Raw genomic sequence first — 15,396 nt, 5'->3', positions numbered from 1 at the left:
CACCTTTGAGAAATGCCCCTTGGGGCGGTCAGTCGCGGGCCTGTCCCGCGAAAGTGGCGAGCTTCCCGCGCAGGCCGCGCAGGTGCTTCAATTCGTTCCAGATGCGATCACGGCGCCGTGGGAAGATGCAGTTCTCCCACTGCTGCCGCAGATCGTTCTCAAGCTGATCCCAGCCCTCTTTCAGGGTGGCGTCGTCCATCAGGGCCTTTGCGGCATAGGAGCGAGCGCGGCGCTGTTCGGGGGTCATGCTAAACCCTTGCGAAGACAAGAAGGAACAGAGGAGCCAGGCCGCAATGCAAGCCATAAGCGCCGCAAATCACTAAACGCCCGGCGCTCAGCCTCATCCGCCCCATCACCACCGTAATAGACCTGAGAAGCGATAAGGTTTGTTCGATCCGCCAACCGAACCGGGCGACCATCCTCAAGAACCTGCGCGATAAAAATTCGTTTAGTTTTCTCGCTAGTGCGCCCTAGATCTTGGTGGCTTGCGTGGACATCGATCATTTATCCAGATCCCCGCCTTCACGCTTCTTGCTGATGGCGTTCTGCTCATCGAGTGACGCCTTGTGCGCGGCCTGCTCCCGCTGGAGGGCCATCTGCTGACGGGCCATCTCCATTTCGAAGTCCTGCTGGCGAAGCGCCAGAGCCGCCTCCGATTCCTGCCGACGCTGCTCCAGTTCCAGCTTCGCGGCGGCTTCCTCGCGCATAAGCTGGAGCTTCATCGCGCTCTCTTCGCGCTTCAGTTGCAGATTGAGCGCGGCCTCTTCCTGCTTGCCCTGTAGCTCCTGCGCCTTCAGTTGCGCTTCCGCCTGCGCCTTCACCAACTCAGGATCGGGTTTCTCAGGCATCTCCTGAAACTGCGACGGCTCGTTCAGGAAGTCGTCCACATTCTTGATGCCCGCCGCGTTGTAGAGGCGCTTGAGGGCGTTATAGACCTTCTCCGCATCGATCAGATTGGCGTAAGGCGTCTGACCCAGCGTCTCCATCGTCTGGAGGACCGTCTGCGCCTGGAAAATCTGCTCCTGCTTGTCCCCGATACCCAGCCCGACGCTGATCTGAACGTCCATCTCCGGCCAGCCACGCGGGTCCATCGGGACGAACGTATTGCGCAGGCGGATGATGCGCTGCTCCTGCTGATGCTTCGTCACCAGCCCAAGGATCAGCTTGAACAGCCGCGACACGCCAGTTTCCGCGAAGATGCGGGCGATCATCTCGGCACGCGCGTTCTTGCCTGCCGCGATCAGGTTCATTTCAGTTGCGGTCGTCTGCCCGGTCTTCTTCAGGGCGTTGGTATCGAGACCCTGACCGGCGCGGGAAATGCCGGTATTCTCCTCTACCTTCTTGTCCAGCAGTTCCAGCATCGGGAACGTCTTGTCGGAGGTGAAGGGAACAGCGTCGAAACGGAACTGATTGACATCGCGGACAAGAACAGCAGCGCCGGGGGCATTGTCCGCAAGGCTGTCATCGGTCGAACCATCCTGACAGCGGGCGCCGTCACCAAGGACCGGGCGCGGGTTGTTCGACTTGTAGAGGTTGTCCAGTGATTGCCGCCAGATCGCCGTACCGATCTTCTGCTCCTGCATCGCCCGGTCAGCGATTGAGTGTCCAAACACCTTGTGCGGCATGGGAATGGGGCAGAGCGTGGCGAACGGGTTGTCATCGATCTCCTGATTGAGAAGGACCGTGCTGTCCACGCGAATGATCCGGCGAAGCTCGGCAACCCCGTCGCCGTCATAGTCGATCTTCACATACTCATCGCGAACGGCCATCCGGTCAGATGGCTTGTGATTGGCCGACTGGATCGACCAACTGCTGTTGTCTTCGTCCGCATAACGGCTGTCCCGCAGCGTCGACCCCTCAGGGCGCTCGCTATAGGCCGGGAGTGATTCCACGATCTCCGGATCAAAACCCATCTCAATAAGCTTGGAGCGGGTCACATTGGACGGGACATGCGCCACATATTCCGCGTCCTCGACCGAGCGGGCGAGGGGGGAGATGCGGAACTCCTCAGGCGGGACATTCTCGACCTTGACCCGGCCGTCATTGATCATCTGGCCGACCATGGCCACGCCCTGATCCTCGCCCATATAGTCAGGGCGACGGCGGATCAGTTCGGCCTGCAATTCATCGCCAAGGATGACATGTTCGCCGTTGAAGCGGCTCGACTCCTCCCACCAGACCTTGATGATGCCCAACTTCGACAGCAGCGCGTCCTTGAACCAGTTGTGCAGGATCAGGAAGCCGGGATTGTCGCAATTGAAGATGTAGTTCACATATTCGGTCGCCTGCTCAGCGACCTGCACGTCCTCAGGCCCACGCGGCGAAAACATCACTGTCTCATCGGACGACACAAAGGGTTTCAGGACCGCAGCAAGGCCGTTGTCCACGACCAGCGCCACCGTCCCGTCAACGACCGATGACGTACCCTCTGCGGCGGGCAGATCGTCCATCGTGCCGTTGTAATAATCCAGCGCCCGCTTCTGCGCTTCGGTGATTTCACCGTCGCCACCGGTATCATAGCCGATGGCCTGCGCTTCATAGCCGCCAAGGATCGAAACCAGTTCGGTATCAGGCATAGCTTCGCCGCCCACTGGTTGCTCGCCAGTGGTGAGGAAGCCGGTTGCGATGTCCATTATTTCAGTCGCTCAACCATATCTTGAAGCCCATGCTGGAGCGGGCAGAGGCGCAGTTCTTCCCATGCGTCGGAATGCTCAGCCTGGAAGAAGGCGACGATGCGGGCGAGCGCTTCGCCGTTGTTGCCGGGAACGGGATCGGGGGTCTTGGCGATCTCAGCCATTGCACCACGCATCGCTGCATTGATGCCAGCGCCTTCCACCGCCGCTTTCCTCGGTCGTGCCATCACACAACTCCCACTCTCATGCCGCTGCGGATCGGGCGATGCGCTCGCGGCTCTTCGTAGGCGACACACATCAGGCCGTAGGCGTCCGCGCTGTGCGATGCCCAATCATGCTCAGGCCCAAGCCCTATGTCGCGCTTCTCGTCTTTCTTCTCGTGATACCAGCCCAGCGCCTTGCGCCCGGCTTCGGTCTTCACCTCATCGAACCGGACACGCGGGAACAGCTTGCGCGCTTCCTCGATACGGGCAGCCGCAGCGCCCTTGCCTTGGTTCGGGACAACCTCGACCGTGTATCCCGCCGCCTCAAAAGCGGAGCGGTACGACACATCGAAAACCCGGTCGTTCGTGTCGCCGTCATGTGGCAACCAAATCTTGCAGCGATCGGGCGTGTATCCCTGCGACCGCATCCAGTTGAGATGCGCGGCGATAGGCTGGCCCTGCACCTCGTAATGATTCACCACCCTGATTTCCAAGCCGATGAACTGCGCGGCCCAGAATACGAAATTGTCCGCTTTGGCGCCCGTGCCGCCAATGTCAGCATAAAGCCGGATCACCATATGCGGGTCTTCGGGGACGAAAGCGATGCGGTCCTCTTCCTTCGCCGCTCTCAGATGCTCACCGAAGTAAGCCCCCTCCAGCGCAGAAAGGTATTCGCCCTCCCAGATATGCCCGTAAATGTGCGGGCGTTCCTTCTGATCCTTCAAACGCTGGCGGTTCAGTATCTCCGGGAACCACGGATTGTCCCGCCAATTCATTTCCACGATCTTGGTTCGCGGGTCCATCGGGTTGCGAAAGCGCTTGTTCGTCGCTGACGTTTCCCGCTCCGGGTTCCAGGTCAGCCAAAGCTCGCTGTCTTCCTCACGAAGCGTCGGGATCAGCTTGACCCAAGCCTCTTCGGTGACGTTCTCCGCTTCCTCGATCCACGCCAGCAGAATGCGAGAGGTGGACTTGATGCTGTCAATGTTCCGGTCGAGACCAGAAAACACATATTTGATCCGCCCTGACTTGGTGCGGATGTAGGTTTCGCCAATATCGAAATGCGCGGCCAGCCAAGGCTCAGACCGGATCGCCGCCTTGATCTCCTCCATGGAGGAATCGGCCAACGAGTTCATGAACTGGCGACCGCAAAGGATCACGCCGGTTCGCTTCTGCTGATCCCACATGTGAGTGCGAACGGCGGTCATCTTCGCGAAGGTTCGCGACTTTGCCGACCCGCGCCCTCCGTGCGAACCTCTTACATCCGCCTCGCCTTCGAATACCGGGACCAGCTTGTCCGGTATCTCAATCTGGACGGACGCCACGCAACACGATCTCATGGGCGATGATATGTTCTCCATCATCGCCAGCGCCGTTCACTTGGAGCGGCAGCAGTTTGGGATACACCTGCGACCAGAACGCCTTTTCGTTCTCAGGGGCCTCCTTTGCCCATGCCACGATGCGATTGACGCCGCCGAGCTTTTCAGCGGCCTCCGCTATCGCATCCTTAGCCGCCTTGGTGACTTTGTTCTGAGAACCCTTAGGCCGACCTGGGCCGGGTTTTCCGCTCGTTATTTTATTCATGGCCTCGTCCTTTCCGCTCCCGAAGGGTGGGCGGTGAGTTGGCTGGAATGGCGTTGCAATGCTTCGCCGCTTCAATGAGGGGTTCGCGTCCCCGGAGCGCGACGGCGTTGACGTTGCCGCAGCATTGCCTTCGTTCCCGCCGCCAGTGTCGGGAAGAGGAGTAGCGCGCTCCTTCCGAAACGGAAAAGGGCCAGCGGTTAAGCCAGCCCTTCGAAGTCGCAATGCGCGACAATGACAATTCGTATGCTTGAATTTTCCGCTGTGGTCAACTGGCTATGCGCATGAAATCCGCGAGGGAATCGAGGGTGCGCCGAACCTCCGCAAGTGAGCGCATCGCCTTGCGCCCGCCATATCGCGGCAGATCGTCATGGATCAGCAGCCGGTCCATGAACCCGCGCATGTCGAAGGGGATTTGCTCGCGGCACTGCCGAACAAACTGGCGTGCCCTTACCTGGCTCTCTGTCCGCGCCAATCCATAGCTGCATTCACCCACGGTCGTGCGCTCGCCATAGCTGGCAACCACGCCGGGCAACATGGCTGCGCGGTGGTAGGCATTGCGGTATTGATCCCCGGCATACCATTGCGGCCAACTGATCTTTCCATTGTTGTGCAGGCGGTCCAGCGTCGATGATCGGAACCGGCGCACGCGGTTGATGGCCTGCTCCGTATCATCGATCTCTGCGGCGTTGACCCATTCGCTGTCATCCCCCTTCGCGAGCCTTTCGGGCGTGGCGTCCACGGGCGGGACATATGCAACTGCGACCTTCTTCTTGCTGCGGCGACGTGCCATTTTCTGCCCCCGTTAGGTGGTTATTCCGTTGATTCCGCTTCCCGCTGTTCCGGTCCGTCAAGCATATGGATGATGTCGTTTTCCCATAGGCTCATGCGGGCCTCATCATCATGCGCGGCAGCGACCTTGCCGTTCCGGTCTACATACTGGCCCGGCTCCAAGTAGCGGGCAGCCATGTGCTGCATCCGTTCGAAATGCGCGCGTAGCTTAGCCATCCCCCTACCTCCCCTCTGTGGATGGGCGGGCGGTTTTAAGACCCGTAGAGCGCGATTGGATGCTCTTGGCTACCTCGATACATCCGGGCGGCGTTTTCGCGTCTGGTGAGGCTGTGGCGGGGAATTTGGGCGCATCCAGAACCAATGATGCAATCAACAGACCGATTGCTGATCCGCCAAGACCAGCCACCATGCCAATCGCGGCACCCGTCGCGATTGCCTCTATCGCTTCGCCCTTCCTCACTCCCCCGCCTCCTTGTGCTTGCGGTCGCGGTCGCGCAGCGCCATCCGGTATCCGATATGCGCCACAGCCATCAATGTTTCGGTGCGCGGCAAGTCTTCATCGAACCGTCGAATGAATGCGGCGCGCATGGCGCTCAGGTCGGCATCGGACACATTCACAGGGCTGGTAGCCAACGGGAGGTGCGATGCATAACGGTTCGCAATCTGTGATCTCTCGCTTTCCGATCTCTGCGGCCTGCGTTCAGCCCAGACGGCTAATTCGTTCCCCATCACTCATCTCCTTCAGCGGCGTCGTACATTGCGGTGCCAGTATTGAGGCTTGCAGCCGAGTCACATAACTCACCGTCGGGCCGCGAAACCCGCAGATTTGCGCGGATTATTGATGAGTTCCTTTGCCGTTCCAGCATCTCCGTCGGCTGGCCACACAACCTCGTAATCCTTGCCCGTCGCGATCTGATAACTGACGATATCGAAGTCATGCGGTCCCTCTGGCCAACGAACCCAGCGCCGCTTGTTGGGATCGATCGCTCTGACGACGATGCCGTTGCGATATTTGATATCAACGAGCGGCGGGTTGTCGTTGCCTTCGAATGGATTGCGGCCGGGGTTGGCGGGCATGTCATGCGCCACCGTCCGTCAGCAGCCTATCAGCCACAAGCTTCGCGTAACCGGCGATGTCCACCCAGCTATCGGCATAGTCGGGGTCGCCGTTGACGATGCGGCCCAGCTTGTGCGCGATCATCTCCAGCGCTTCCACCTGATCGGGGGCGAACCCGTCGCGGTGCCGATATTCAAAGATCGTGCGCTTGATGTCCTGCGTTATGGCTGCGTGCCGGTCGAAGGCTCCGTAGCGATTGCCGCGCTCTTGTAGGGTGGCGGCGATGTCACTCGCCTTCCCGATGGTTTCGACCCGGCTCACAGATTGGCCTCCGCGTTCTTCATCAGGTCGCGCAGCAAATCCTTCATGCCGCTGCCGACTTCATGCTTTTCGTTTTCGTCCACCGTCTGCTGAAGGCGCGGCGCGTTCAGGTTAGCCAGCCTGGCACGGGCATCGGATAGCCGCTGGCGTGCATGGGCCGGGCCGAGCCAATAGGATGACGGCTCATATTTCAGGATCGACGGAATGATCTTAGCCGGATGGTCGGCAGTGCGGCGTGCATGGGCGCAAGCATCATCAAACAGCATCGAAGGAAGGTCCGCCAGTTCCGGCGCAGCAACCATCAGCCATTCATCGCGGTCTTCCTGCGACATGCCGGTAGGGGCGGTCAGGGTCAGGCAGCGCGAGAGAGCCACCATGATCTCCTCCAGCGAGCGCGGCTCCAGCTTGGCTTCCAACTCGGAAATTTCCTGAAGCAGCGAGTTTTTCAAAAGCTGATTTTGCTGCCGCTTCTGTTCGGCCCATTCCTCGGCCGTCTGCGGTTTTCTGAACTGGTCGTGATCCTGTTCCATTGCGGGGTGTCCTTTCATCGGCCCTGCGGAGCCATCCTTGCCAAGCCCTGTCCCAATCGAGTTTGCGGCCCTTGCCTTTCTCGTTGCTGGCGTTGGCCGCCCAATCGCGGAGGGCGTTCAATTCGTGTTCGATCTTGCCGGGTGGCCATTGCGCGACTGCCGCAGCTAGTTCGGCGGGCAGGGGCTTGGTCGGCGTCCAATCATCAGGAAGGCGATGCCAATTCTCATTCGAAGGCTTCGCGCGCTTATCCGAAGAAGCTTTAGCTTCTGAGGATGAAGGTTCCCTAGAAGGTTCCGTGTCCCGTTTTTGGGACTGTTTCGGGGGAAATTTGGAACTGTTCCGCTTTTGGGATGGTTCCGTACTTGGAACGGTACCCAAAGCGGCACTGTATACCTTGATCTGTTTCGTTGCCCCGGAACGCTCGCCAGTGTCGGTGATGAACCCCCGGCGCTCCAATTCTGCAATATTGGTGATGACGGTTTTGCGGTCCTGCCCTGTAATCTCAGACAGGTGCGCAATGGACGGCATGATGCGGCCGGTGCGATAGTTGGCGCACTCGCATAGGGCCACCAACGTAAACTTGACGCTGGAGGGCTTAATGTCCTGCTTAAAGGCCCATGCGAGGGCTTCACTGCTCAAGCCGCCCGCCTCCGCTCATAGAAGCGCATCAGGGCGTCCAGCAGGCGTGCGGAACCGACAGTAGCGGCACGGCGGCGCTCAGCCTGATCGAACGTCCCGAAGGCGCCGCAACTGCGCGTGGGCGATAGGTAGCCGCTGTGGGGGGTGCGGGTCATAGCGCCGCCTCCTTCTTCACCTTGCGCTTCTTGCGGCGCACAGGCGGATAGATCGTGACGACGACGCCGGGGTGGGTTGCCTCGACCAGCTTGCGCTTAAGCTGAAAGACGGCGGTACGGACGCCCTTCACGTCCTCGACTATGCGGCAGTCCTGCACGCGATATTCGAAGTCTGCCACATAGGTGCAGATGTAGCTGTCACCGATGTTGACGGCGAAGGACGGCTGCTGGCGCAAATCGGTGATCGCGCCATCGACCTCCATGTCATGAAGTTGGTTGCAGCGTGCAGCCTCCTTCTTGCTGTCATGGGTGTGCCCATGGTTGCAGTCGGTCTTGATGGCGCGGAACTTCGACATCAGATGTCGAAGCCCAACTGCATGCCTAGGGCAGCGGCATAGGTGGCCAGCAGGGCCTCAGCTTCCTGACGTGCGTTCTTCTCCATCTTCCGCAGACGGACGATCTTGCGCATCGTTTTGGGGTCGTACCCGTTGGCTTTGCTCTCTAGATAGACATCCTTGATGTCGTCCGCGATGCCCTTCTTCTCGTCTTCCAGGCGCTCAATTCGCTCGATGAAAAGCTTCAATTGCTCAGCAGCGACGTTATCCGACATTGTTGATTGCCCCTTCGACATGCTTCCACGTTTTGCCGGTGACAGCGCACCAGACGGTGTGGGTTGAAAGACCGTATTCACGGGCCAGAGTGTGGGTGCCCTTCCCGGAGCGGTATGACTGGCGCATCGCGCGCACCTGATCCTCGTTGAGTTTGGCGCAGCGTTGGCCGGTTCCAAACCGGGTGCGGCCATGCCGCCCCCTGTCATCCACGTTTTCTTGACGCGAACCCCAGCGCAGATTGGTCAGCGCGTTATTCTGGCGATCGCCGTTGTTGTGGCACCCTTCAGCGCCGGGGAACGGCGGCGGGCCGCAGAAGGCGCGCAATACCAGAACATGGATATACTGGGTCTTGGACTCGCCCGGCGCGTGATACAGCGCCACATGCGCGTACCCCCGATTAACTCCGGACCGCAGGATTTTGAGCGTTTCGCTGTTCCGGACCCGCCCAAGATTACTTACCTCATACCGGTTCTCATAATTCGGCACCGGCATCCACACTTCGCGCGGACCGCTCATGCTGTTTTCCTTTGAGTGAAGCGGCCGAAGCGATCACGCGCCGGGCCTGAGTTGATGCGCGCCATGTTCTGGCGGCACATGCGGGCGAGGGAGCGCTTTGCAGCCCAGCGGCGGATGGCGCGGATCATGCCGCCGCTCCCCACACAGCCATGCGATTGATGGCGTTCTCCAGCAGGCGGCTTTCCTGCTCTGTGAGGGCGCGTTGGCGAGACAGGGCGTCTAACCGTTCGAAGTCGGCCTTGGCGCGATAATAGGTCGCCGCTGCACGGGTCTGGGCGTCCTGAAAGTTCATCCCCGCTCTCCCATGATGATGAGCCGGTCCAACGTGGCGCGAGCCTCGCGAAGCTGCTGGATGATCGGCAGGATTTCCTCCGCGACAGTGCGTGGGCCACCGGGGCTGTTCTCATGCTGCGTTGCGATGATCGCGGTCAGCGCCTGAGACAGCGGCAGGGCGGGGTTGAAGTCCGTATCGCAATGCGCTCCCTCAGGAACCGCACGCGACCCAGACAGCGACAGAACATGGTCAATCGCGCCGGGGCCGAACTCATATTCGGCGTTCATCAGCGTCACGCCGTCAAGGTTGCCAGCTTCGTTGCGGGCGTTCTTGACCGTGCCGGCGGAACAGCCAAGGCGCTCAGCCAGTTCGGCGTCCGAAAGGTCATGCTGCGCCTGCAAAGTGAGGACGACCTTCTTTACCGCAGTGCGGTAGGACTTTGTGGTCGGCCGGTTGCGCCGGGCTAAGACATTGCCTGTCCTGATCATTAGACAGCATCCTCATGAGATACGGATTCGAAACAAACGGCGCGGACAGAACCGGAAGGGGGATCAGCCCTGTCCGCGCTTCCTTCGACGACCCGAAGGAACTGAAGCGGCTCGACAGTGAGCATCAGGCCGTCACCATCAACATCGCGGATAATAGATGGAGCGCCCAAAACGGTGGCGATGGCGCGCATCTGGAATACCGCCTTGGCGCGAGCGAGTTCGGCCAACACATCCGCCGTGCTGGTCTCGTTGCTATTGGGGAGGTTGTGGAGAGGGTGGTTCACAGGCTTGAGCCTCCACCGCTGGAGATTGACTCCCCAGCGGCTTCGGTCATCGTGGCGATTGCGAAACAACCACGAAAGGAATCACGATGGCCATCAGCGAAGACACTGCCGCGCTTGTTGCTGCCCAGCTTACCGTTGCGTGGGCAACTAGAACTGGCGCGGGCAAAGCTGATCCCAGCCGCCCGTTCGACGCACAGGTCATTGCCATTTACGAACGCTTCAGGCGCGCTGTCAAAGAGGTGCCTATCAGCAAGACTTGAGCTAATCATGGCGGAAACTCTCCTCTACAAAGCGCAGGAGAGGGTTCTCCGGATCAATCTTCCGGAGCGCGGACATCAATATCTCGTGGCGGTCGTCCGGCGCGTTCTGAGGGCGCTTCCCCCTAAGCGTTTCCAGGATGCGCCTCATGCTGCATCCGCCTGCTTGGTGGGGCGGTAGGTGGCCATGAAGTCGATTACCCTCTGCCCGGTACGCAGGGTCATGGACCTGTCTTTTCGTAGACCGGGAATAAGATTACCGTCGCCAACGGCGAGGCGGCCAAAGGTGGTCGGCGGGATGGAGTGCTTGGCGCAGAATGCTTCGATCTTGGCGAGCATGTCCGCGTCTGTGGGGAGCTTCTGTTCCATAAATCCTACATAACTGGATAAATCCTACTATGCAAGTTGGAAACGTCATGCTGGATGGCGACCGCAGCCTGTGGGATTTGTCCAACATGGCAGGAAGCAATGATTCAAGAGGTCAAGGCCTCTACGACAAACTGATGGCCCTAAAGCCTCCAGGCTTGGCTGCGACCAATTGGGCGCTGGCGGCGGGTCTGAACCGTGGCTTCTTTACCAATCTGAAAGGCAAGGACGGCAGCATAAGGAGTGACAATCTCCGCAAGCTGCTGGACCATATTGGCAAAACGGAAGCCGACTTGGTGGATGCTGCGGAGCGGCCTCAAGCGAATGCGTCTCCGGTTCAATTCGAAGGTGCATCACTGGAGCGGCCGAGGGACGATCTACCGGTATTTGGAACTGCCTTAGGTGCGGAAATGCTGATTGAGGGTGAGAGGATAGAGCAAACCACCCTCAATACGGGAGACATCATCGAATATCGCAAGCGTCCACCGATCAGCCACGGTGTCGAGAAGGTCTATGGCTTGTACGTACAAGGCGCCAGCATGTATCCGGCTCACCGTGATGGCGCATTCCTGTTCGCTCAAAGGGACGCACGGCTTCGTGTCGATGACGATGTTGTTGTATATCTGCGCCCCCAAGATGAAAGCGATGACGGGGATAGGTCTACCTGCGTCCTAGTGAAGCGACTGGTGCGCCGATCTGCGCAATATGTCGAATTGGAACAGTACAACCCTGCCAAGGTGTTCCGCATTCCCATGAAGGACGTGTTGCGAATCGATCGGGTTCTAACAACCGACGATTACGCTTAGTTGTTTTGGGGTGGGTAAGGTGCGGTATTTAGGTTGTATTTTGTTGGCCAGTACAGTCGCCACGCAGTCGGCCGCGCAAACTCCAACTCAAGATGCTTTTGGAGTGCCGGATGGTTGGTTAACTTCCATGCCGTACGGATTCGACGTTACGGTTGATTCTCCAAATCTGATTGCCTGGGTGAACGTAGCCCCGGTGGGTGGCCGCGACGATTATGGCATCCTAGCGACCGATCTTTACAGTGCGACCGGGCAATATAGAACTGTTTGGATACGTGGATATCATGCCAGAAACCCGGATGTGAAATATCGCGAAACCAAGGCAAAATATCAGTTCGATTGCACCCGCATGGAACTTACTCAACTGTACAGGGTGGCATACAGGCCTGACCGTCAGGTTCTTTTTACAGAAGCTTATCCTTCGCGGACCGAGCCAGTGGTGCCGGGCAGCCTAGGAAGCGCATGGATCAAGCTTGTCTGCCGTTGATTGAAGCCAACCCCATCCCTGACGGTGTTTTGTGGGGTGGGGGAGTAGGCATGAAACGGCCCTCCCTCGACTAGCACATGGTTATGTGGTAGCGTTCTGATATGGACCGGAGATAAGCTATGTCAGTTCTGATCGCTGCACGGACGCTGGGCGAAGAGAGTGGCTGGAAGCTTTCCCCACTAGAGTATCAGAAGATACTCTATGTAGCCCAGATGATCCACCTTGGAAGAGAAAAGCGCCCTCTTTTCGAAGAAAACTTCGAGGCGTGGGATCATGGACCTGTAGTTCCGGCGCTTTACCATGAACTTAAGTCCTTCAATAGAGGATTTGTTACGTCGATCGCGGTTGCATCTACATTCGCGTTTGGTACATCAGAGGCATTCGCTATTGATGACGCCTTCACGATGACTTTGCACATGTCGGCTGGTCAATTGGTGAATTATACTCACCGTCCGGGCGGCGCTTGGGAGAAGTATTACGATCCCGGCGCGCGGGGCGCGACAATCCCGCCAAGCGCGATACTAGAGGAATGGAAAGAGTGCAGCCGACCGTCAGCGCAAACCCTATCCTGGGCCGAGCAAATGGCGGCCGAAGTTGAGGCGTCCCCCCCCAGATATTTGGCGAGTGAGGACGAGCGAGCTTTCAGAGCGCGCTTACGAGTGGACGATTCAAGGTAACGCCCTCGCTGAAGACGAATTGCGGCGCATCTATAGACGGCTGGAGCGAGATCCCAGATCGATCGGACAGCGGTTCCGAGAAGATGCACCTGGCGTCGAGCATTGGGCCTACGAAAGCCCAAAGGTGCCGCGCCTTCCTCGCCTGCGCGCCTATTATACGATCGACCCTGAAAAGCGCCTAGTTAGCCTTGAGCGCATAGAACTGCTGTAGCCCCATCCCCGCCCGCCAGCGGGGTTTTCTTTTGCCATCCCCCATTCTCGGTATGCGAATCAACCCTCCTTCGTGATCTACTGCGCTGCGGGCTTTGCCCGTGTGCGACCCGACTGCCCCCGCCTCTCGCCTGAGGGGCGGGGCTTTTTTGTGCCTATTCTCAATGCAGTAGGAATTATTTGTCGGTTAAATCCAACTTGTAGTTGACGAGTAGGAATTATCCAATTACAACCCCTCCTACCGGCCAAGCCGAAGGAGGAAGAGAATGCAGACCGTTACCACAACCCAGATGCCCGCCGCCAAACTGAACAAGGCGAACGCTCGCGATGTGGCGAAAGCTCGCCTCGCACTGCGGATGGGCGAGGCCGGTATTTATGCCCGCAGCCTTTCCGCAATCCACCGCTCGTCCAGCTTTGCCCAGCAGATGCAGGTTGAGCGCGCCATTCATGAAGACGGCATGGCCCACCTGTTCGGCCGTCACCCAAACTCGGGTGCCATGATCTCGGCGGTTGCCGCCTGAATCTCCCCCTGTCCTGCCTCTTATCGGGGGCAGGGCGCGGATGAGATTTACGACAGGAGGAAGAGAATGACAGAAGCAATTCACCCGGCGCCCACGGAATTTACCGCTGAACAGATCGGCGCTGACCCAATCCTGCGCTATTTCCATTATTCGCATCTGCCGGTCCTGTTGCAGGCAGCATCGCGGCCTTTCTGCGAATTGGCGAACCACATCGTCACCACCTTGCCGCGCAATCCAGAGCGCACCCTAGCCCTCCGCAAGCTGCTGGAGGCTAAGGACGCCGCTGTTCGCGCCAACGTCAACTGACATCTGTTCCATCCCGGTTTCGCGCCGGGCTGGCCATGATTTCAGCATCACAGGAGCAGGTATGATGGCTTCTAAGGACAAGTTGGACGAATGGCATGTGTTTTCCACGATCCGCTCAGCGGACGGCAAAACAAGCTATGAGATCGCGGCAGGGACCAATTCTTACTGTGACGGCCCAGATAGAACTGTCGGGCGCATCTCCGGATTTTCCGAAAAAGATTTGCGGCTGCTGATTGCCGGGCCGGCGATGCTGAATGTTCTTCGCAAGGTCGAGTGCTGGCTCGATCTCCCTGAGGGCGATTTTCAGCACATGATGCCTGCCGACGCAATGTCGCATCGCGAGCAGCTTGCCGACATTCGCGCCGCTATCGCCAAAGCCACAGGTGCTGCATGACCCGCTTCACCAACGCCCTTCGCAATGGCCGCGTCAGCATAACTCTGACCCGCCTTGAAGCCGTGACGATTGCTCTCGTTCTGGTGGCTCTGCCGCTTTGGATTGTGGCGGGAGGGTTGTGATGGCTACCGCACACGACTTCCCCGAAAGCGCGCTAATCGGCGCTGCTGAGCGGATACAGCCGATGGTCAAGAAGCATGTCGATGATGTCTATGAGGCAATACTCGATAGCGTCCAAGACTATCTGATCGACAATGCGCAGTTCAACATCCGGTCGCGGATAGACACGGCTGAACGGGAAGCCCGGTCTGCGCGTGAACTGGTCGCCAAGCTTGAAGCCGAAAAGGCGGAACTGGTGGAGTGCGTCAAGCTTCTGATGGGGCGCTGCGGGCCGCTCGCGTCTGATGGACGTCAGGCCCGCCGACTGCTCGCCAAGCTGGAGGCAGGGCAATGAGCTACATGCCCACCAGCGAGGAAATCCGCGCCGAGATGGACGCTATGCCGGGTCTTGGCGAGATGCAGGCGATCAATCGCATCCGCTCTCGCGAAGAACTGCGGCGGGTGGCCTCTCGTCACTATCCGGGCGGCGCAATCGGAACCGTCCGCCGCCACCAGATGGCTGAGAGCATCGACGCATTCATGGCGCTTGGGCGCCGGGAGGAGAAGTGATCATGAATATCGAAACCGTTTCCAAGGCGCAGATCGCGCAGGAGTTCTTGGCCGACACGCTGCCCGCAAAAATGGGCCTGAGCATCCGCGTGGATGGGGCCTATTTTTCAGCCTCTTGCTATTATCCAAACGGCGATTGCTCGCGGGACAAGTTCTGTCATGGCCACGCGGCAACCGTTGCCGAAGCCGTCGATATCATGTTGGCCAAGATCGATGCTGTCAAGAACGCCGCGCCCGTCCTCAAGACCGCCGCCGAATGCAAAGAGGCCGTCCTCAATCTGATCCGCGAGCATGACGCCGCGCCCGCATCCTTCCGTGATGCGGTCGATGCTCTGCCGGTGAAGGGGTAGGGAGATGGCTATCCGCGATTATGATGGCCCATCGGTCGAGTGCGATCACTGCGCAGGCCATGGATGGGTTCAGGTCCGCCGCTTCGGCATCATTTCCGGTGTGCATGAAGAGGACTGCCCGATCTGCTGCGGCCATGGCTGGCGTCCCATGACGGATGATGAACTGGCCGACGCTGCCGAAGCGCAGGGACAAGAGCGCATCCACGGCGAACCGCCTGTGACGATGGCTGAGCAGCATCGGCGGGCATGGGAACACAAGCATGGGATCAGGGCA

Annotated in this window: 31 protein-coding genes and 1 pseudogene; 11 read left to right on the top strand and 21 right to left on the bottom strand. The window is 59.1% G+C overall.

Features of this window, described 5'->3' with window-relative positions:
* Nucleotides 1-28: 28 nt before the first annotated feature.
* The 20 genes and pseudogenes from K7W03_RS14345 to K7W03_RS14255 form a co-directional block, all read right to left on the bottom strand.
* Nucleotides 29-247: a hypothetical protein gene (locus K7W03_RS14345; RefSeq protein WP_222886615.1), complete on the bottom strand. Its 219-nt coding sequence runs from the start codon at nt 245-247 to the stop codon at nt 29-31.
* 253 nt (nt 248-500) lie between these two features.
* Complete coding sequence (locus tag K7W03_RS14340) at nt 501-2,633, bottom strand: hypothetical protein (protein WP_222886614.1); 2,133 nt, start codon at nt 2,631-2,633, stop codon at nt 501-503.
* On the bottom strand, nt 2,633-2,836 hold the full coding sequence (locus tag K7W03_RS14335) for a hypothetical protein (protein ID WP_222886613.1): 204 nt from the start codon (nt 2,834-2,836) through the stop codon (nt 2,633-2,635). The genes K7W03_RS14340 and K7W03_RS14335 overlap by 1 nt, the downstream gene beginning before the upstream one ends.
* A gap of 23 nt (nt 2,837-2,859) precedes the next feature.
* A complete protein-coding gene (locus K7W03_RS14330; protein ID WP_222886612.1) occupies nt 2,860-4,158 on the bottom strand; it encodes a PBSX family phage terminase large subunit in 1,299 nt (432 codons plus the stop codon).
* Nucleotides 4,139-4,417: a hypothetical protein gene (locus K7W03_RS14325; protein ID WP_222886611.1), complete on the bottom strand. Its 279-nt coding sequence runs from the start codon at nt 4,415-4,417 to the stop codon at nt 4,139-4,141. The genes K7W03_RS14330 and K7W03_RS14325 overlap by 20 nt, the downstream gene beginning before the upstream one ends.
* Before the next feature lie 265 nt (nt 4,418-4,682).
* Complete coding sequence (locus K7W03_RS14320) at nt 4,683-5,207, bottom strand: hypothetical protein (protein WP_222886610.1); 525 nt, start codon at nt 5,205-5,207, stop codon at nt 4,683-4,685.
* 20 nt (nt 5,208-5,227) lie between these two features.
* Nucleotides 5,228-5,422, bottom strand: a complete 195-nt coding sequence (locus tag K7W03_RS14315; protein ID WP_222886609.1) for a hypothetical protein — start codon at nt 5,420-5,422, stop codon at nt 5,228-5,230.
* A 240-nt stretch (nt 5,423-5,662) separates the two neighbouring features.
* Nucleotides 5,663-5,938, bottom strand: a complete 276-nt coding sequence (locus K7W03_RS14310) for a hypothetical protein (protein WP_222886608.1) — start codon at nt 5,936-5,938, stop codon at nt 5,663-5,665.
* 66 nt (nt 5,939-6,004) lie between these two features.
* Nucleotides 6,005-6,283 (bottom strand): hypothetical protein, encoded by a 279-nt coding sequence (locus tag K7W03_RS14305; RefSeq protein ID WP_222886607.1) that lies wholly within the window; start codon nt 6,281-6,283, stop codon nt 6,005-6,007.
* Nucleotide 6,284: 1 nt separating this feature from the next.
* Nucleotides 6,285-6,584: a DUF6378 domain-containing protein gene (locus tag K7W03_RS14300; RefSeq protein WP_222886606.1), complete on the bottom strand. Its 300-nt coding sequence runs from the start codon at nt 6,582-6,584 to the stop codon at nt 6,285-6,287.
* Entirely contained in the window at nt 6,581-7,114 is a 534-nt protein-coding gene (locus tag K7W03_RS14295) for a hypothetical protein (RefSeq protein ID WP_226870169.1), read from the bottom strand. The genes K7W03_RS14300 and K7W03_RS14295 overlap by 4 nt, the downstream gene beginning before the upstream one ends.
* A 448-nt stretch (nt 7,115-7,562) precedes the next feature.
* Nucleotides 7,563-7,688: pseudogene (locus K7W03_RS28355) on the bottom strand (helix-turn-helix domain-containing protein); the annotation flags it as partial.
* A gap of 62 nt (nt 7,689-7,750) precedes the next feature.
* Nucleotides 7,751-7,909: a hypothetical protein gene (locus tag K7W03_RS14285; protein ID WP_222886603.1), complete on the bottom strand. Its 159-nt coding sequence runs from the start codon at nt 7,907-7,909 to the stop codon at nt 7,751-7,753.
* Nucleotides 7,906-8,265, bottom strand: a complete 360-nt coding sequence (locus K7W03_RS14280) for a DUF1064 domain-containing protein (RefSeq protein ID WP_222886602.1) — start codon at nt 8,263-8,265, stop codon at nt 7,906-7,908. Before K7W03_RS14280 ends, K7W03_RS14285 begins: the two co-directional genes overlap by 4 nt.
* Nucleotides 8,265-8,519, bottom strand: a complete 255-nt coding sequence (locus K7W03_RS14275; protein WP_222886601.1) for a DUF2312 domain-containing protein — start codon at nt 8,517-8,519, stop codon at nt 8,265-8,267. Before K7W03_RS14275 ends, K7W03_RS14280 begins: the two co-directional genes overlap by 1 nt.
* Nucleotides 8,509-9,036 carry an NUMOD4 domain-containing protein gene (locus tag K7W03_RS14270; protein ID WP_222886600.1) on the bottom strand — a complete coding sequence of 176 codons (528 nt, stop codon included), beginning with the start codon at nt 9,034-9,036 and terminating at the stop codon, nt 8,509-8,511. The genes K7W03_RS14275 and K7W03_RS14270 overlap by 11 nt, the downstream gene beginning before the upstream one ends.
* Nucleotides 9,033-9,164: a hypothetical protein gene (locus K7W03_RS28105; protein ID WP_264319069.1), complete on the bottom strand. Its 132-nt coding sequence runs from the start codon at nt 9,162-9,164 to the stop codon at nt 9,033-9,035. The genes K7W03_RS14270 and K7W03_RS28105 overlap by 4 nt, the downstream gene beginning before the upstream one ends.
* Nucleotides 9,161-9,328, bottom strand: coding sequence for a hypothetical protein (locus K7W03_RS14265; RefSeq protein ID WP_222886599.1), 168 nt, complete (start codon nt 9,326-9,328; stop codon nt 9,161-9,163). The genes K7W03_RS28105 and K7W03_RS14265 overlap by 4 nt, the downstream gene beginning before the upstream one ends.
* Nucleotides 9,325-9,798, bottom strand: coding sequence for an XRE family transcriptional regulator (locus K7W03_RS14260; protein WP_222886598.1), 474 nt, complete (start codon nt 9,796-9,798; stop codon nt 9,325-9,327). Before K7W03_RS14260 ends, K7W03_RS14265 begins: the two co-directional genes overlap by 4 nt.
* Entirely contained in the window at nt 9,798-10,025 is a 228-nt protein-coding gene (locus tag K7W03_RS14255; RefSeq protein ID WP_222886597.1) for a hypothetical protein, read from the bottom strand. Before K7W03_RS14255 ends, K7W03_RS14260 begins: the two co-directional genes overlap by 1 nt.
* A gap of 143 nt (nt 10,026-10,168) precedes the next feature.
* Here K7W03_RS14255 and K7W03_RS14250 point away from each other — a divergent pair, with 143 nt between their 5' ends.
* A complete protein-coding gene (locus K7W03_RS14250) occupies nt 10,169-10,342 on the top strand; it encodes a hypothetical protein (protein ID WP_222886596.1) in 174 nt (57 codons plus the stop codon).
* 144 nt (nt 10,343-10,486) lie between these two features.
* On the opposite strand, the gene K7W03_RS14245 is transcribed toward K7W03_RS14250, so the two are convergent.
* Nucleotides 10,487-10,708 (bottom strand): hypothetical protein, encoded by a 222-nt coding sequence (locus K7W03_RS14245; RefSeq protein WP_222886595.1) that lies wholly within the window; start codon nt 10,706-10,708, stop codon nt 10,487-10,489.
* Between the two features lie 47 nt (nt 10,709-10,755).
* Here K7W03_RS14245 and K7W03_RS14240 point away from each other — a divergent pair, with 47 nt between their 5' ends.
* The 10 genes from K7W03_RS14240 to K7W03_RS14195 all read left to right on the top strand — a co-directional run.
* On the top strand, nt 10,756-11,511 hold the full coding sequence (locus K7W03_RS14240) for a helix-turn-helix transcriptional regulator (RefSeq protein WP_222886594.1): 756 nt from the start codon (nt 10,756-10,758) through the stop codon (nt 11,509-11,511).
* 43 nt (nt 11,512-11,554) lie between these two features.
* Nucleotides 11,555-11,995, top strand: coding sequence for a surface-adhesin E family protein (locus K7W03_RS14235; protein ID WP_222886593.1), 441 nt, complete (start codon nt 11,555-11,557; stop codon nt 11,993-11,995).
* 119 nt (nt 11,996-12,114) lie between these two features.
* Complete coding sequence (locus tag K7W03_RS14230) at nt 12,115-12,672, top strand: Panacea domain-containing protein (RefSeq protein ID WP_222886592.1); 558 nt, start codon at nt 12,115-12,117, stop codon at nt 12,670-12,672.
* A gap of 476 nt (nt 12,673-13,148) precedes the next feature.
* Entirely contained in the window at nt 13,149-13,403 is a 255-nt protein-coding gene (locus K7W03_RS14225) for a hypothetical protein (RefSeq protein ID WP_222886591.1), read from the top strand.
* Nucleotides 13,404-13,469: 66 nt separating this feature from the next.
* Nucleotides 13,470-13,709, top strand: coding sequence for a hypothetical protein (locus tag K7W03_RS14220; RefSeq protein WP_222886590.1), 240 nt, complete (start codon nt 13,470-13,472; stop codon nt 13,707-13,709).
* 61 nt (nt 13,710-13,770) lie between these two features.
* Nucleotides 13,771-14,103, top strand: a complete 333-nt coding sequence (locus K7W03_RS14215) for a hypothetical protein (RefSeq protein WP_222886589.1) — start codon at nt 13,771-13,773, stop codon at nt 14,101-14,103.
* Nucleotides 14,104-14,224: 121 nt separating this feature from the next.
* Nucleotides 14,225-14,557 carry a hypothetical protein gene (locus K7W03_RS14210; RefSeq protein WP_222886588.1) on the top strand — a complete coding sequence of 111 codons (333 nt, stop codon included), beginning with the start codon at nt 14,225-14,227 and terminating at the stop codon, nt 14,555-14,557.
* Nucleotides 14,554-14,772 (top strand): hypothetical protein, encoded by a 219-nt coding sequence (locus tag K7W03_RS14205; RefSeq protein ID WP_222886587.1) that lies wholly within the window; start codon nt 14,554-14,556, stop codon nt 14,770-14,772. Before K7W03_RS14210 ends, K7W03_RS14205 begins: the two co-directional genes overlap by 4 nt.
* Nucleotides 14,773-14,774: 2 nt before the next feature.
* Nucleotides 14,775-15,122: a hypothetical protein gene (locus K7W03_RS14200; protein ID WP_222886586.1), complete on the top strand. Its 348-nt coding sequence runs from the start codon at nt 14,775-14,777 to the stop codon at nt 15,120-15,122.
* Nucleotides 15,123-15,126: 4 nt separating this feature from the next.
* A partial coding sequence (locus K7W03_RS14195; RefSeq protein ID WP_222886585.1) for a hypothetical protein occupies nt 15,127-15,396 on the top strand: 270 nt, incomplete at its 3' end.

Source organism: Sphingobium sp. PNB (genome assembly GCF_019873065.1).
GTDB classification, from domain to species: domain Bacteria; phylum Pseudomonadota; class Alphaproteobacteria; order Sphingomonadales; family Sphingomonadaceae; genus Sphingobium; species Sphingobium fuliginis.
Note: the sequence above shows the minus strand (reverse complement) of the source record. Positions and strands in the feature narration are given on the sequence as shown.